This is a genomic window from Peribacillus sp. P4_C12, from assembly GCF_056402095.1.
In genome coordinates this window covers 21101-36407 of record NZ_JBFUIB010000018.1, presented here as the reverse complement: position 1 = coordinate 36407, position 15307 = coordinate 21101, and the positions used below count along the sequence as shown (strand labels likewise).

Here is a 15307-nt window from a genome sequence, read left to right as displayed (position 1 = left end):
CTGTCAAGAAGCCCCATTCTATACACTGGGACCCCTGACAACTGATATAGCTCCTGGCTACGATCATATTACTTCTGCGATTGGGGCTGCCATGATTGGCTGGTTTGGAACTGCGATGCTTTGTTATGTGACACCGAAAGAGCACCTTGGACTTCCAAATAAAGAGGATGTTCGAATTGGGGTTATTACGTATAAGATTGCAGCCCATGCTGCTGACCTAGCAAAAGGCCATCCTAATGCTCAAAAACGAGATGATGCCCTATCAAAAGCAAGATTCGAATTTCGTTGGAGAGATCAGTTTAATCTATCGCTCGATCCTGAAAGAGCCGTTGAATATCATGATGAAACTCTACCTGCTGAGGGTGCCAAAACAGCTCACTTTTGTTCAATGTGCGGTCCTAAATTCTGCAGCATGAGAATCTCACAAGATATTCGTGATTTAGCTAAAGAAAAAGGGCTTGGTTTTGAGTCTGTAATTGATGAAGGCTTGAAAGAAAAAGCGAATGAATTTAGAAACACAGACGGAAAAATCTATCAATAATGTGGACGAAAAGGAGAATTCGATGAATCGAGTAATCCAGATTAAAGTTGAAATAAAACAGTTGGAAAATCAGCTGGATCAGCTAAAAAAAGAGCTAAGTATTTTTCGGGGAAATTGTAATCATGAATTTGTAAAAAATGATTATTCACAAGAATGCACAAAGTGCCACTTAATTGAGAGTCTGCAATGGTAGGGATTTCTTGATTAAAATAACTTTGGATTCTTGGTATTCTAGTAAGAAGAAAATCAGCAAATATGTTCCTTAAGATTATTAAGTATGAAGGGGAAGAAGGACTAACCATCCTTTTTCCTTATTTTTTTGTAAGCACCGATTTTGAATTCCCAAAGATACCCAAGATATTCCCTCTTCCTTTTACAAGTATAAGTTACCTCAGGTACTTTCCTTAATCCTAGTATGTCCTTCATTTCTTAGTAATAATGTTAGTCAAAAAAAACAATACAATTATTATGAAGAACTTGGCTTATTAGTTTTCATGGAAGAGTTTATATTGAATAATCCTGTTGGGTTTTAACATACTAAACTTGTTCGCATCATTGATAAAACGAGGAGGGAAATAAAATGCAAAACCAAAATCAACAAGGTCAAGTACACCAGAACATGCAAACGGGTGCTATACCCCCACAAATGAATCACGGTGGTCATGAAGTATTCGATGTACATGAAGTGTTGTCGGGAACGATTGGTACTTTAAACACTTATATGCTTTTGCGTCAGCATGTACAGGATCAAGAATTACTGGACATTCTGGATCGTCAATATCAGTTCATCCAAGATGAATATAACCTTTCATTAGAGTGCTTTCAATCTGGCCAGGACCCATCCAAACGAACACAGAGCTACAAAATGAATCAAGGTAACGATTTTATATATGGATTGACACCAACTCAGCCAAAGAAACCTTTGCAATCCATATCGGAAATTACGGATGAATGCATTTCAGGCTTGATGCTTGGGGCAGTGAAGTCTGCTGCTTCTTTAAAAGCAATGTCTGCACTTGAAATTACAAACCCAGTTGTGCGTCGCGTATTTGCAGATTCTATTCCGAACTGCATTGAAATGGCATATGAGATTTCGATATATCAAAACAAACATCATTACTACCAAGTTCCACAGCTTGCACAGCAGGATATGCAACAAATGTTGAATTCATATTCACCTGCACAAGGAAATAACAACGTAAGCCATTAATTAAAGAACAAACAAAATCTAAATAAAACTAGTAAATTTATTTCGACCATTTACAACTTATTTAAGAAGGGATAGGACTAAGCACCATAAGTCCTATCCCTTCAATAATTTTAACCAATGTTGTTTCCTTATTAATGTTTCATCTGATTTATTTCCTGAACACAATTTTGGACAAGAGTTACAGCCTGGCTCATAGTTGCTCCTCCACCAAATGCTGCCATCACTCCAATTGCTTCCAGGATTTCTTGTTCTGAACACCCTTGATCAAGGCATCCTTTAGTATGGTAGATAATACAGTATTCATCTTGAGAATATAAGCTTATACCTAAAGCGATAAGCTGTTTCTCTTTCTTAGATAATAGACCTTCTTTAAAGCATTCTTCCGTAAAGGAATTGAATTTCTTAGCGAGCTCAGGCATTTTATCCGTAAAAACACCGATTCAGCTTTACAATCGTGAAGAGAGTTTCTGTAGTATTATTAGCTTGAATTTCCAAATTCCATTCAGCTCCATCCCTAATAATCTTTCATCAAAAATTAGTATGAACTAAACAAGAAATGATTAATCAAAAACGATGGAGTTATTGTGAATGAATAGCCCGTTAGATCATGTGTAGATGCACTAATACATATACATAAGGATATTCTGTTGCATCGCCACATACAGCTCATTTGTATAGAGAGCATCCATAGACTGAAAGGCACTCCAGAATAGTTGAAGACTAAAATATGGACAAAGTATAATGAAATATGTAAAGAGTTAAGATACCTTTTTGCAGTGTCTAACTTAAGGGGGGAAATCGTAATGAATGAACTGAACGCATTATTCCGAAAAAGAATAGGGTTGCTGGAACATGAAAAAGTGACTTTTGAAAAATTAGATGAAATTCTTGAAAAGACAGCGAAAACAATTCCCTTTGAAAACTTATCCATAATGGCATCTCATCTTAGTGACATCAACAAAGAAAATATCATGAACAAAGTTCTCGTGAGAAACGAGGGGGGACTTTGTTATGAATTGAATACGGCGCTTTATTTTTTCCTAGTGGAAAATGACTTTGACGTTTTCTTAGTTCGCGGCGTAATTTACAATCAAGGGTGGATGACCATAGGTAGAACCCATGTCGCCATTCTATTAAATCATGAAGGTCAAACTTATTTAGTCGATACGGGATTTGGAGGGAATTTACCTTTAAAACCAGTACCATTTAACGGAGAAACCGTTATTTCTCAAAATGGTGAATTTCGGATTAAAAAGGAATGTAACGAACATGGAGATTATATTTTTGAATTAAAGCTGAAACATAAAGATCCCGATTGGAAAATTGGGTATGCTTTCGATTCTTCAAAGACCGTAGAAAATGTTGTGGAACTGAATGAGATTCAAACTATCATCAGTGAAAACCCAAAATCACCTTTTAACAAACATCCTTTAATCACTCGACTTACAAATAGCGGGAACATCACTTTAACCGATACATCCTTTACGCAGTGGGATGACGGGAAAGTGACAAAAGAAGAAATAGATAGCACACGATTCAAAGAGATAATGAAGCAGTATTTTGATAGATAAGAGATAACGAAAGAAAGTTGCCCTCCCTCAGGCTGTCGAGAAACCTTTGACAGCCTTTTTTATGTTCCTTAACTTAGACATTGAATTTGTTAGGGTGCATACGGGAACCATTAGTGTACGACCTTGAAGGAAGGAGACAATCTGATTTTGTTGTTACCCTCATTAAATGCAGGACAATCACCCTTCCTTGTCGAACTAAGTACAAGAGAAGAGGCTGATGAAAATGAGTAATGCAAAATACAAATTTTATTATGTGAATGGGGAAACAGAGGAGTTAGAGACGAATGAACCCTATACTGATGAAGCCAATAGTATTCTGAATCTGCAATTAATTCAAAATGCGACATGGTTACAAGCAGGTGGGAAGCATATCAACTTAGCTAATGTAATTAGTATCGAATTTGCAGGAGACCAAGATAAACGTAAATTAGAGCAAATTAAGTTTAGGCCTAATAAATAAAGCACCCAATACGGGTGTTTTTTTTTATCATTTGTTATAGTTTTAATTGAATAGGTGAAAAGGGAGAGATTCAAAATGGAGAAGAAAAATCGATTAGTTTTTACTAGATCAAACGCTGGTACTAAACGGAAATTCGATGAGGCTATTACAATTCTGGAATATAGCGTAATGCTTGTTGAACTCTTCGACTTAAAAGAATTTAATAATGTTATTGCCGGGCAGTTAAGACTAATTCTATGTGAGAACAAATATACACGAATAAAGAGGGAAAAAGTCACCATTGATAACTCCTTAATAAAGAAAATCAATCCTAACCCGAAATTGTATCCCGTTAAAGATTTTATTGAAATAAGCAAAGAAGGCAATACAAAAATACCTGAAGAACTTTTCGATTACACTAAGCCGAGGATTGATTTAAATATTTGGCGAAATCAAGTAATCTATAAAAGTAGTTTAGGGGGCATTCTCCAGGAAATTACAATCTTAGATTTTATTAAGGAGTCTGCTCAAAAGAGTGGTGGTGCTCACGTGGAATCAAGTCTTCCTGAAAAGTCTTTTATGGTGGACGAGCATGCCGAAAGTATTTTAAGGTGTATAGCAAGAGGGTTATTTAGGTCTATTGGTAGAGATTTTGAAGAACATTCTTCTATGAACCTTACACATATAATAAAGAAAATTGAACAATCAAGGGCCTCCGAGTAGTTTCTTTATTGTAAAAAAAGGGGGGGATTTACCCTTACTTCATGACATGACAATCACGTTGCCTGAAGATTGAGTAAAAAGCATTTAGAGGAAGATATAATAGAAGGCTGAGTAAAGGTAAGTTCTTTATGTAATGAGTAGAAGAATTTATCCAATTAAGTCTTCAATTGTAGCAGGTTAGGATAACAATAAAAGACGATTTTTCCACCTAGAGTTGGAAAAGTCGTCTTTTTATTTGTTTATAGGTCAGGAGATAAACTGGAATAAACCCACTAAAAGAAAATAACAGTATGAAAGGCTCTATTTTTTTGTCCTGAGCGTACTCCACAATTTCTGCATATTTAATTGGTACGATGTATTCAAATGTTAAAGGAGGATTTATTACATGCTGAAAAAAAGAATGAAAATGCCCATCATTTTATCATTATGTGCAGCCCTTTTCTTAGTACTGGGTGCATGCTCCAATACTAATGACGAAAGCAAAGAAAATAAGGAAGACAAGGATCATAGTAATATGGATATGAACCATTCTAGTTCAGGTGATGTTCCTAAAGGTTTAAAAGTAGCTGAAAGCCCAACCTATGAAGTCGGAAGTCAAGCGATTATAGAATCAGATCACATGGAAAGTATGAAGGGTGCGAAAGCAACAATTGTTGGTGCCTATAATACTACCGCTTATGCTATTTCGTATACTCCTTCAAATGGTGGAGACAAAGTGGAAAATCATAAATGGGTTATTCACGAAGAGCTTAAAGATGCTGGCGAGAAAACGTTAGAACCTGGAGCAGAGGTTACAGTAGATGCATCCCATATGGAGGGGATGGATGGTGCAACCGCTGAAATTGATTTTGCCGAAGAAACGACTGTGTATATGGTTGATTTCACTCCGACTAATGGTGGAGAAGAAGTTAAAAACCATAAATGGGTAACAGAAAGTGAATTAACATCAGCTGAATAATGTTGAAACAAATGAAAAAAATTTTACGTTCAAATCAAAGGTTAGCCAGTTCTTACTGGTAACCTTTTTAATACTTTTCTAGACTGTTGATGATTTGACTCACACTTGTTAGACGACATAGGGCTTGTCATGTTTTTGTGATATTTTACTATTTTTATTTTATTTTTTCCTTCAGAATTTTTATTGTGAATATCTAAGAAATAAAAGTTAAAGTTCATTTGTTTTTGTGATACTGTAATCCATATTACATAGTTAATCTTACAATGACAGGTTTTTCCCTTACAGTTGCTATAAAGTTAGTAATACATAAACAGGCAATTGTTAGTGGTGAATTTTGTGAGATCCTATTTATTTGTAGTGTTGATTATTAAGAAAGATTACAGAATGGGAGATACAAATCCATGACTCTTGGCCCGCGTGTCCTTAAAACAGGAATTGCTGTTACATTGGCATTGTTAATTTGCTCGATCTTAAATTTGCAGCCTGCAGTGTTTGCAGGGGTGGCAGCTGTTTTCACGATTCAGCCTTCTATTTATCGTACATGGAGGCATTTGTTTGACCAAATCATTACCAATGTAATTGGTGCACTGACTGCGCTTTTTTCGATTCATTTCTTGGGGGATAGTCCAATTATGATTGGACTTGTCATGATATTGGTAATTTCGCTATGTTTGAAATTGAAAATGGAAAGCACAATACCGCTTACACTCGTTACGGTATTAGCCATCATGAGTGCTCCAGGTAATGAAAGTCTGCACTTTATATTAAACCGTTGTTTAATCATTTTAGTTGGTATTGTGTGTGCAATGATCGTAAATATTGCCATCTTCCCACCAAAATATAAACGAAATTACCTTGATAAAGTTCAATTGATTTTTAACAATCTTTCTTTATTATTACGTACGGCATTTTCCAAGGAAATGAAGGCAAAATCTTTTCAAGAACACTATGCAAAATTAATTAAAGACATTCCAAAACTAGAAGAACAATATAAGATTTTTGATGAAGAAAGAGGGAATCTTGTAAAACTAAACCAGCTGGATGTTAGGGAAATCGTAGTATTTAAACAAATGCTGAAGACCCTCAAGCAGGCAGAACAAGTAGTAGAAAACATTGATGAACATTATTTCCAGAGTAAGACGAATGAGGAGGAAAACCATCTCTTCGACCATCATCTTGAAGAGTTAATCAAAGGTCATGAATACTTGTTGCTAAAATACGAAGGGAAAATAAAAGGGGAAGATTATCATATTGAAAATGATATGGCGGAAAAAAGCCAAATATTTTTCGAGCGTGCTCTCGAAATATACAGTCAAAATAAAGAACAGAAATTACGCACAATGATTATTGCTTCTTCCATCGTAGAATATAGCCTTCAATTGCGACGATTAAGTCGATTAATCGATCAGTACCAAACGGCAAAAAGGTAATGGGAGTCATCTGATTATAATCAGGAGAAAAGGATGCTCACTGTACCATCGTATTAAAGGATCTTCATCATCGTTTGACTATTTCACTTAACAGCTTTGACCTTTATCTTTTACTTGAATTTTCCAGTACACAAAAAATACAATAGTTTCAATGTAAGAGGACGATTCTAGTAAATGAATCGTTCTCTCTTTATTTTTGCTAGTTAACATTGTCATCAATTCTTCATGTAAATACTGGTAATCACCCTATCTCTGTAATAATTTTAAAAATATGTTCTAGAATTCCTATTCCCTTTACTAAAATATATAAAAATTCATGAAAACTTTACTTTTATTTACATACTTCTCGTATTGATGTCAATATTCAGTAATACATGTTTGTTATAATCGATTCACAGTTTTAAAAGTAGAATTGACTTGGGATAAGGGTCTTCTAAAAATCTTTCATTTACAGATGAGTAAGCAGGCTGATTGAAGATGACTGAATAGTAGGAGTGAACAAAAATGGAGCAATCTATAAATCTAAATGAACTTACATTTAACGATAAAGATAGATATGTAATCATTACGAATGCTTATCCACACGAAAAGCAATTATATCGTAATGGGTTTATCCACCGAAGAGTCAAGGCTTATTTGGCAGAGGGTTTGAAGGTTGATGTCTTTGTTTTACATCCTGCCTATAAAAAAGCTGAAAAGTATTCGTATGAAGATGTGCCTGTTTATCGAGGAACTGAACAGCATCTACGCATGTTCTTAAATCATAAAGTACATAAAAAAGCGCTCATTCATTTTGTTAATTCAAAAATGGTACAAGCGATAAAAGAAACAAGCACAGATTTACCAATTATTACGTGGATACATGGTTTTGAAACGGAGGCTTGGCATAGAAGATGGTTTAATTTTCTTGAAAGCCCTGAAAGCTTACGGAAGATTCTTGAAATGGCGGAGGACTATTATGTAGCACAGCTTTCTTTTATGAATTGGTTTTATCAAACGGATGAATTGGATACAACTTTTGTTCATATTTCCAAATGGTTTAAAGAACATATAGCGGAATGTGACGCGAGAGCAGAATCGAAAAATTCAGTAATCATTCCCAATGTAATAGATGACAATCTGTTTACTTTTATAGAAAAGCCAGCAGATATGCGGACAAAAGTCCTTTCAATCAGGCCGTACGCTTCTCGAAAATATGCCAATGATTTATCGGTGAAAGCAGTGCTAGAGCTTTCAAAGAGACCATATTTCAATAAATTAGAATTTGCTTTTTATGGTGATGGAAAGTTGTTCGATCAAACAGTTGAGCCAATCCGTAATTTTGAGAATGTAACTATTCATAAAGGCTTTATATCTCAAGAGCAAATCGCTGCATTGCATAAGGAGTATGGAATTTTTCTTTGTCCAACCCGTTTGGACTCTCAAGGGGTTTCAATGTGTGAAGCCATGTCTAGTGGGCTAGTGCCGATTTCAACAGATATCACGGCAATCCCCGAATTCGTTAAACACGACGTTTCTGGCCTTCTTACAAAACCTGAGTCTCCTATCGAAATTGCCGATGCAATAGAACGCTTATATTACAATTCGGACGTATTCTTAAGAGTGTCAAAACAAGCATCGCAGTCTATTCGAGATAAATGCGCCGTAGATGTTGTTATTAAAAGAGAATTAGAGATTATCCAAGGTTAATGGAGGGGAGTTTTTTCAATATGGACGAACGAAACGAATATTGGAAAACTATGTATGAGGAACTAGAATTACAAATGAAAGACATGATGTCCATGACATTAGAGCTCATAGAGAACGATAGCACTGAAAAACAAAACATTATTGAGAACGTTACAAAAGAAAATAATAGGTTGCGAGAAGAATTAGAAAAAAGTAAGTTAGCCCAACAAGAAAACATTAAGCTAAACAAAGAGATACGTAGACTTAAGTTATTAGAACACAAATTCAACGTTACTTATATAGGGAAATTCACGTTGAAATACCTTGCACTCAAATCATCTATGAAAGAACAAATAAAAAAATAGAAATTCATATCACATTTCAGTCATTGGAGTGAAAACTTTGAGTTCACATGAATTAGTGCGTAACAGAAAAATGAAGGTACTTCTATTTGGCTTTATTGACATGAATTCAATGGATGGATCTGCAGTATTTTTATCTTCCCTAGCTTCGACTATTGCGTTAGATTCTAACATCGAGGTAGATTTACTTTTAGCTAGCCCAGTCAAACGCGATATATTAATTCAGCCACTTGAGAAATTTGACAATATAACGATTCTTAATCCTTTTGTTGATCCTTTTTTTAATGCCACCGATGAAGAATGGGTAAAAAAAGGTGTCATTAATTTTGATATTGCTGAAATGCTCATTTCTCATTATTGGAGTCAAAAGGAATATGATTGGCTATTTGTAAGAAGCATTGAGACTGTTGAAAAAATAGCAAGGCATAAGCATATCATAAAGAATACATTAGTTTATGCTACAGGCTTAACTCATATAGGTCAGGATGTTAATGAAGAAAAATTTGAGAGCATCAAAAATATATACAATCAATGTGCTTATTTCTTATGTCAAACAGAAGAGATGTGCGAATTTGTAATTGAGATTCTTAATTTGAATAAAGAAAAAAACAAAGTTTCCCTGCTTACCCCGATGATACCAAACGTTGAATCAGCAGGAGGGGAAGATCGGTTAAAACACAAACTTGTATATACTGGGAAATTCGACCCTGATTGGAAGACGATTCCTATCATTACTGCCTTTAAAGAATTAAAGCGTGAGATTCCGAATCTTTCACTTGATATTGCAGGAGATAAATTCAAATGGGTTAAAGGCGATTCTCAGTTTAAGGAAGAAGCGACATATCTCCTGGAACATACAGAAGGGCTTACATGGTACGGGGCATTGACGAGGGAGAATGCTCAACAATTAATAGTGAACAGTGACATTGGGATAACCTGGAGAAGTGAGGAAATGGACAGCAGTCTGGAACTGTCTACGAAGTTATTGGAATACGGAATTTTAAGGAAGGCTGTAATAATGAATCCAACCAAAATGCATTTAAAGCTTTTTGGGGAAGATTACCCGTTATATGCTGTTACAGAGAAGGATTTCCGTGACACAGTCAAATTAGCTTTATGTAATAAGGATATTTATGAGTTTGCAGCCAAACGAATGTATCAAGTTAGCAGGCAGTTTTTGTTTTCGGAAGCATTAAAAAAACTGCAAGGGCTATTATGGAGTAGACGTATTACTGATTATTTATATAAAAGTGGAAATGCTTATTATATTGATGAAGATGACTTTGATGAACTAAATAAGCATGTACCATCCCATCAGGTAAAAAAATTGCCTGCAGATATAAATGTTGAAGAAGTTTTCACCTATATTTTCAAAAGCATTCCAGAAGAATTAAAAAAAGTAGAAAAACTTGTTAAGCTGTCTGGGTTTGGTCAAATCATTCAAGCGGAAAAAGCAGGATGTTTTACCTTCCTTCAAATTCATAAAAGTTATAGCAGCTTTGAGGAAAATTTTCAAAATAATTTGCCATATCTAAAAACTATAGGATTTGAAACCAATAGCACTCCAAAATTAAAACCAAAAGACATGGAAACTTCAATAAAAGAACGGATAATTGTAGAAAATAAAAACAATGATGTGAAAGTGAAAAACAAAGAATTTGTTAAAGAAGTAAAGAAATTAAAAAAACTGAACGCGGTTCAACTTAAACAAATTACTAAGTTAGAAAAACAAAACCTAGCACTTGGACGTAAATACGATTCACTTTCGAAGTCAAAAATGGGTAAGATGACATTTAAATATTGGGATTTAAGAAAAAGGCTTAACTTTTAATAAGAAGGGGAAGGTTTTTTTGAAGCTGATTAAGTAGACAATGAAATGGAAAAGACTCAAAATAGAAAATCATTAAATTGTGAAACAATAACGGCTTCCTAGTTGCTGGTATTTCAGAAAGCTATGTGTCCCCTGAGAGATTAAAGTCAAAATCAGACTCAGACTCCTTTCCAATGTAAACGTCAAGTAGTCCTAAATACACGATGAAAATTGTGTTTTCGGGGCTGCTTTTTGTTTGCTTCCCTTTTTACCGGTACCTTSCATATGSAAGGTACCGGTAAAAAGGGAAGACTTGATCTATTTCTTCTTTATTCGTTACATCCATATTTGGTAGGTGTAGGTAAGGATCACTTATTATTATCTTGTTCGTCAAGTTTAGCATCCAGTAAAATCATGCAGTACCTAAAAGGAAGATCCTCAAGAATTCTGCAGGATCAATTCCCTGAGCTGAAAAAGAAGTACTGGGGACAACATTTATGGGTAAGAGGCTATTTCTGAGCCACAGTAGGAACGATGACAGAAGAAACAATTAGAAATCATATAGCTAATCAAGTCAATGAAGAAAAGAACGACATATTCAGGATTGAAGTGAATATGTCGAAAAAATTTATTATGCTTAAGGACTTTGAGATGACTTTAGTCGTCGACATATATGTCCAAATCCACCTGCTTTAGCATGAGGCCGTTTAAGGCGTGTTAGCGGTTTTATTAATTTGTCTGCATTTCTAAATCCTTAATTTTTACATTTCTTTGAGCAAAAACTTTTTTTACCACCTTTAGAGCATTCAAGACACGCGGGAAGCCTGTATAGGGAATCAAGTGCATGACAGTTCCAACAATTTCATTTGGAGTTAATCCAATTGTAAGTCCTGTGTTGATATGCAATTCTAATTGCGGCTCCGTACCTTGAGTTACAAGAGAAGAGATTGTGGCAATCGTACGTTGATGATTAGTTAAGCCCTCTCGTGAATAAATATCTCCAAAAGCAAATTCAACAATATAACTCTCTAAATCAGGTGCAAGTTCTTTAAATTCGTCTACAATATTCATGTGTGTTCCAATTTCCTTGTTATCTGTTAAAGTATACTCCTTTATAATATCTACACCTTGTTGGTAACGAGTTTTTTCCATGTTATTTTCCTCCTAAAACGTCATTTGTATTTGACAAAATAACTATAACGCAGATTTTGTTATTCGTAAAACACATATAACTCATGCAATACATTCCTTTTTTTCATGATTAAAAAGGTAATTCAGCTGAAATATACTGGATAAATTCACGAACTGCAGGTGTATTTGGCTACTTCTATAAAGTAAGTGAGGTCAACTAAAAGCCCCTGAACGCTACCTAGCGTACAAGGGCTTTTGTCATTTATATCGAGAAAAGGAGCAGGGAAAATGATTATGATAATTGACCATCTTGAAACTTTTTATGTATGTTGTCCATTTTAAGATGACGTTAATTTAATCAAACTTTATTTCAGTATAAAAAGGATTTTACATCATATTCAACTGTTTTATACAGATCGTGGCAAAGATAACAAGTTGATTTCAGATGCACTAGAGACATTTGGCAATCAACTATCACTTAGTGTGCAAAAGTATGTCCGTATGATAACACCGTGGCCGAAGCGATGTACAACGTGTTTAGAAATGAATTCGCAAACGGGGCAGTCGCTTCTCTTGAACAGCTGGCTCTTGAACTAGATAATTGTTATTTGACACCAGTGGAATTTCAGCGATAGTACTTATAAAAGTCGTTCAATTTAGTGTTGACATACCCTCTTTGCTTGCCCGTTCTTCAAGTTAAATCGCATCCTCTTTCTCAATATTTCGAATTGCCGAGTAAGCAATTGTTACTCCGACTGCCGCGAGCGCTAATTGAAGAGGAATGAAAGTCACCATTGAGAATGCTGGATTAGAAGCACAAGCAATCATCACTACTATAAGGGATGAACTTATTGTGGTCGGAACAGAATGTTTACGCATCCCAAAATACAATGGAATTAAGCTAATTCCTGCTGTGGCAATGGAATATGGAATCATTTTTAAGGCCTCTCCAAAATACTGATTTGCAGTTATTGAAAATGGAACAATGGGAAAATAGCTATTTATAATAGTAAATGAACCCGCAACAATGATATTAGTCACCAACATGGTGATAAACGTCAGCGCAGCTATAAATAACAGTTTGCTAGCAATCATTTTCTTTCGATTAATGGGATATGAGAACATAATCAAAATGGTTTTGTTTTTATATTCCTCAATGACTATTTTCGCAATCAATACTGCGGCAAACACAATAAATGTAGCTCTCACCATTGCGCCGATCATTACAAAGGCTTCTTGATACATTGTAATCATTGAATCTCTTTCCTGCTGTTCTAAATACATAACGAAACACAGAATAGGTGTCATGATTATGTTTGTGATAATCGCACCTTTTATATACCAACCAAATTTAAATTTCATAAGTTCTAGTCTCATTAATTTAAGCATGAATTCCCTCTCCGTTCATTAAATTTAGGAAATACTCTTCCAATGAGCTATGTTTTTTGTTGATACTTTCAATCTCAATATCCTTCATGATGAGTGCTTTTGAAATTTCTTGTTGTGTTGCGGTCATTTCATAAATGCGAATCATCTGTTCACTTATGATTTTATAATTTTTTAAACCAAGTTCATGATCTAAAATGTAAGTTGCTTTTTTGATATCTTGAACCGTCACCTCAATATAATCTGTCTGTTCCCCATTGATACTCTTCATTGAAACTTCTTTTATCAGCTTCCCATTTTGAATGACCCCAATCGTATCTGCCATTTGTTCCATTTCAGCTAAAATATGGCTAGAAATTAGTAAAGTAATGCCATATTCTTTGCAAAGCATTTTAAATAACTCTCGTAACTCTTTAATACCAATGGGGTCTAAACCGTTAATAGGTTCATCTAAGATCAACAGTTCTGGTTTTGTCGTAATCGCTCTTGCAATTCCTAACCTTTGTTTCATACCAAGAGAAAAGTCTTTTACTTTTTTGTCATCGACATTGTGTAATTTTACAAGATCTAACGCGTGGTCAATGGACTTCTTGTCATAATAGCCCATGTACTCACAATGTAAGTATAGATTCTCCTTTGCTGTTAGTTTTTCATAAAAAATAGGATATTCAATTATCGTCCCTATTCGTTTTAGCACTTCGTATGATGTATTAGTTAATTTCTCACCGAAAATTTCAATATCACCGCTTGTAGGTTTGATTAAATTCGTAATCATTTTCATAATCGTTGTTTTACCAGCACCGTTTGGCCCTAAAAACCCGTAGATTTCACCTTGCTTCACATGCATATTGACCCCGGAAACAACCTCTTTTCCTTCAAATACTTTTGTAAGTTGATTTGTTTTTAATATATATGACATTTCGCTTTCCCCTTTCGCTGCATATTTTAATTGTACGAAACGAACCTCTCTTTTTTCTTACTCAATTCTTACAAATTCCTTAAGCTCACAGGGAAGCGTAAGGAGACCACTTGGCACGTACAAACTGTTATGCTCGAAATGAGATAAAGGAAGAGTCGGAAGTTTGATAGTCGTTTGTCCTGGAGCAAGACAAAAAAGCTTGGAGACTACCTCTTTCTACAAGCTAAAATTTCATTCTTTTTAACTTAATAATAAATACTGTTTTTTCATATGACGTACTGGAAAGATGAATTTCTCCACCTAATGCTTCTACAAGTCGCTTCGTGATCGTTAGTCCAAGTCCGCTACCTTGATATAAACGATTTCTTGAATCTTCTAAGGTATACATACGCTCAAATACTTTATCGATTTGTGACTCTGCAATCCCTTTTCCTTTATCCCATATATCAATACACACAACCTTTTCATCACTTCTTAAAGTCATGCCCAGAGTTTTTCCATCATCTCCATAAGTAATCGCGTTCGAGATTAAATTATTTAACACTCTATTTAGCACTTCTACATTTCCAAGTGCATATAGAGGTTCTTTTGGTATATCAATATGGACCGAAAAGCCTTTCGCCATTAGTAAATCATAGAACGTTAAAATATTTTCCTGACACACTTCATTCATATTAATTCTAGTTAACTCGATTTCTTTATCTCCCGACTCTAATTTCGCTAAGTCAAAAAACTTATGAATGAGCTCTATTACATCAATAGTTTTCATATGCACCTTTTTCAGCAGTGCTTGTCGTTCGTCCTCACTCATCGTAGGATCTGTATGTAACATCTCTGCATACCCAAGAACAACCGTCAGCGGTGTTTTTAAGTCATGCGATACATTAGAGAGCATCTTGCGCATGGACATCTCTAACTTGGCATGATCGGCATTTGTGATTTGCTTTGCTACTAATAAATGATTAATAGCGACTAATAGCTTTTGTAGTTCTTTATCATCTGTCACAACTAATAACTTTTCACCTGTTTGGTTTTCCAAAATATCCTGGAGCTTTTCATATATGTAACGTAAATTTGCATCTTTACTTTTCTGCGTTCTATATTGAAAAAAAACAACACCTAATAATATGAAAATTATCATCATTAAAAAAAGTACCAT

The 15307-nt window shown here is 34.9% G+C and carries 19 protein-coding genes; 14 read left to right on the top strand and 5 right to left on the bottom strand.

The window, feature by feature from the left end; all coding sequences use genetic code 11:
* The 3 genes from AC1DUW_RS06165 to AC1DUW_RS06155 form a co-directional block, all read left to right on the top strand.
* On the top strand, positions 1 to 541 hold a 541-nt coding region (locus AC1DUW_RS06165), incomplete at its 5' end, for a phosphomethylpyrimidine synthase ThiC (protein ID WP_477642204.1).
* A gap of 22 nt (positions 542 to 563) precedes the next feature.
* A complete protein-coding gene (locus tag AC1DUW_RS06160) occupies positions 564 to 734 on the top strand; it encodes a hypothetical protein (RefSeq protein ID WP_161804894.1) in 171 nt (56 codons plus the stop codon).
* 387 nt (positions 735 to 1121) lie between these two features.
* Complete coding sequence (locus tag AC1DUW_RS06155) at positions 1122 to 1751, top strand: spore coat protein (protein WP_056527353.1); 630 nt, start codon at positions 1122 to 1124, stop codon at positions 1749 to 1751.
* A gap of 131 nt (positions 1752 to 1882) precedes the next feature.
* Here the strand turns inward: AC1DUW_RS06155 and AC1DUW_RS06150 are convergent, their stop codons facing one another.
* Positions 1883 to 2191, bottom strand: coding sequence for a carboxymuconolactone decarboxylase family protein (locus AC1DUW_RS06150; RefSeq protein ID WP_236694986.1), 309 nt, complete (start codon positions 2189 to 2191; stop codon positions 1883 to 1885).
* 363 nt (positions 2192 to 2554) lie between these two features.
* Between AC1DUW_RS06150 and AC1DUW_RS06145 the strand changes: the two genes are divergently transcribed.
* The 10 genes from AC1DUW_RS06145 (at position 2555) to AC1DUW_RS06100 (ending at position 11408) form a co-directional block, all read left to right on the top strand.
* Positions 2555 to 3322 (top strand): arylamine N-acetyltransferase family protein, encoded by a 768-nt coding sequence (locus AC1DUW_RS06145; RefSeq protein ID WP_053344531.1) that lies wholly within the window; start codon positions 2555 to 2557, stop codon positions 3320 to 3322.
* Positions 3323 to 3545: 223 nt separating this feature from the next.
* Positions 3546 to 3782: a hypothetical protein gene (locus AC1DUW_RS06140; protein ID WP_053344532.1), complete on the top strand. Its 237-nt coding sequence runs from the start codon at positions 3546 to 3548 to the stop codon at positions 3780 to 3782.
* 75 nt (positions 3783 to 3857) lie between these two features.
* A complete protein-coding gene (locus tag AC1DUW_RS06135; protein ID WP_377444882.1) occupies positions 3858 to 4484 on the top strand; it encodes a hypothetical protein in 627 nt (208 codons plus the stop codon).
* A 385-nt stretch (positions 4485 to 4869) separates the two neighbouring features.
* A complete protein-coding gene (locus AC1DUW_RS06130; RefSeq protein WP_180320449.1) occupies positions 4870 to 5442 on the top strand; it encodes a YdhK family protein in 573 nt (190 codons plus the stop codon).
* Between the two features lie 401 nt (positions 5443 to 5843).
* Entirely contained in the window at positions 5844 to 6872 is a 1029-nt protein-coding gene (locus AC1DUW_RS06125) for an FUSC family protein (RefSeq protein ID WP_056528993.1), read from the top strand.
* 504 nt (positions 6873 to 7376) lie between these two features.
* The gene (locus tag AC1DUW_RS06120; protein WP_477642203.1) at positions 7377 to 8561 is read left to right on the top strand and encodes a glycosyltransferase family 4 protein; all 1185 of its coding nucleotides are present in this window, start codon (positions 7377 to 7379) and stop codon (positions 8559 to 8561) included.
* A 20-nt stretch (positions 8562 to 8581) separates the two neighbouring features.
* Complete coding sequence (locus AC1DUW_RS06115) at positions 8582 to 8905, top strand: hypothetical protein (protein WP_201182733.1); 324 nt, start codon at positions 8582 to 8584, stop codon at positions 8903 to 8905.
* A gap of 37 nt (positions 8906 to 8942) precedes the next feature.
* Positions 8943 to 10733, top strand: a complete 1791-nt coding sequence (locus AC1DUW_RS06110) for a glycosyltransferase family protein (protein WP_477642202.1) — start codon at positions 8943 to 8945, stop codon at positions 10731 to 10733.
* Between the two features lie 264 nt (positions 10734 to 10997).
* Positions 10998 to 11231, top strand: a complete 234-nt coding sequence (locus AC1DUW_RS06105) for a transposase (RefSeq protein WP_477642201.1) — start codon at positions 10998 to 11000, stop codon at positions 11229 to 11231.
* Between the two features lie 15 nt (positions 11232 to 11246).
* Positions 11247 to 11408, top strand: coding sequence for a hypothetical protein (locus tag AC1DUW_RS06100; protein WP_201783544.1), 162 nt, complete (start codon positions 11247 to 11249; stop codon positions 11406 to 11408).
* A 33-nt stretch (positions 11409 to 11441) separates the two neighbouring features.
* On the opposite strand, the gene AC1DUW_RS06095 is transcribed toward AC1DUW_RS06100, so the two are convergent.
* Positions 11442 to 11864 carry a carboxymuconolactone decarboxylase family protein gene (locus AC1DUW_RS06095; protein WP_053344539.1) on the bottom strand — a complete coding sequence of 141 codons (423 nt, stop codon included), beginning with the start codon at positions 11862 to 11864 and terminating at the stop codon, positions 11442 to 11444.
* A 491-nt stretch (positions 11865 to 12355) separates the two neighbouring features.
* Between AC1DUW_RS06095 and AC1DUW_RS06090 the strand changes: the two genes are divergently transcribed.
* A complete protein-coding gene (locus tag AC1DUW_RS06090) occupies positions 12356 to 12478 on the top strand; it encodes a hypothetical protein (protein WP_477642200.1) in 123 nt (40 codons plus the stop codon).
* Positions 12479 to 12539: 61 nt separating this feature from the next.
* Here AC1DUW_RS06090 and AC1DUW_RS06085 read toward each other — a convergent pair whose 3' ends face one another.
* From AC1DUW_RS06085 to AC1DUW_RS06075, 3 genes are all read right to left on the bottom strand, one after another.
* Positions 12540 to 13232 carry an ABC transporter permease gene (locus AC1DUW_RS06085; RefSeq protein WP_477642199.1) on the bottom strand — a complete coding sequence of 231 codons (693 nt, stop codon included), beginning with the start codon at positions 13230 to 13232 and terminating at the stop codon, positions 12540 to 12542.
* On the bottom strand, positions 13225 to 14148 hold the full coding sequence (locus AC1DUW_RS06080; protein ID WP_053344540.1) for an ABC transporter ATP-binding protein: 924 nt from the start codon (positions 14146 to 14148) through the stop codon (positions 13225 to 13227). Before AC1DUW_RS06080 ends, AC1DUW_RS06085 begins: the two co-directional genes overlap by 8 nt.
* A gap of 223 nt (positions 14149 to 14371) precedes the next feature.
* Positions 14372 to 15307 carry a sensor histidine kinase gene (locus tag AC1DUW_RS06075; protein ID WP_477642198.1) on the bottom strand — a complete coding sequence of 312 codons (936 nt, stop codon included), beginning with the start codon at positions 15305 to 15307 and terminating at the stop codon, positions 14372 to 14374.

Excerpts from the sequence above, each read along its gene's own strand:
- AC1DUW_RS06160 (WP_161804894.1), top strand. The coding sequence starts at position 564 with ATGAATCGAGTAATCCAGATTAAAGTTGAAATAAAACAGTTGGAAAAT.
- AC1DUW_RS06155 (WP_056527353.1), top strand. The coding sequence starts at position 1,122 with ATGCAAAACCAAAATCAACAAGGTCAAGTACACCAGAACATGCAAACG.
- AC1DUW_RS06145 (WP_053344531.1), top strand. The coding sequence starts at position 2,555 with ATGAATGAACTGAACGCATTATTCCGAAAAAGAATAGGGTTGCTGGAA.
- AC1DUW_RS06140 (WP_053344532.1), top strand. The coding sequence starts at position 3,546 with ATGAGTAATGCAAAATACAAATTTTATTATGTGAATGGGGAAACAGAG.
- AC1DUW_RS06135 (WP_377444882.1), top strand. The coding sequence starts at position 3,858 with ATGGAGAAGAAAAATCGATTAGTTTTTACTAGATCAAACGCTGGTACT.
- AC1DUW_RS06130 (WP_180320449.1), top strand. The coding sequence starts at position 4,870 with ATGCTGAAAAAAAGAATGAAAATGCCCATCATTTTATCATTATGTGCA.
- AC1DUW_RS06125 (WP_056528993.1), top strand. The coding sequence starts at position 5,844 with ATGACTCTTGGCCCGCGTGTCCTTAAAACAGGAATTGCTGTTACATTG.
- AC1DUW_RS06120 (WP_477642203.1), top strand. The coding sequence starts at position 7,377 with ATGGAGCAATCTATAAATCTAAATGAACTTACATTTAACGATAAAGAT.
- AC1DUW_RS06115 (WP_201182733.1), top strand. The coding sequence starts at position 8,582 with ATGGACGAACGAAACGAATATTGGAAAACTATGTATGAGGAACTAGAA.
- AC1DUW_RS06100 (WP_201783544.1), top strand. The coding sequence starts at position 11,247 with ATGACAGAAGAAACAATTAGAAATCATATAGCTAATCAAGTCAATGAA.
- AC1DUW_RS06095 (WP_053344539.1), bottom strand. The coding sequence starts at position 11,864 with ATGGAAAAAACTCGTTACCAACAAGGTGTAGATATTATAAAGGAGTAT.
- AC1DUW_RS06085 (WP_477642199.1), bottom strand. The coding sequence starts at position 13,232 with ATGCTTAAATTAATGAGACTAGAACTTATGAAATTTAAATTTGGTTGG.
- AC1DUW_RS06080 (WP_053344540.1), bottom strand. The coding sequence starts at position 14,148 with ATGTCATATATATTAAAAACAAATCAACTTACAAAAGTATTTGAAGGA.
- AC1DUW_RS06075 (WP_477642198.1), bottom strand. The coding sequence starts at position 15,307 with ATGGTACTTTTTTTAATGATGATAATTTTCATATTATTAGGTGTTGTT.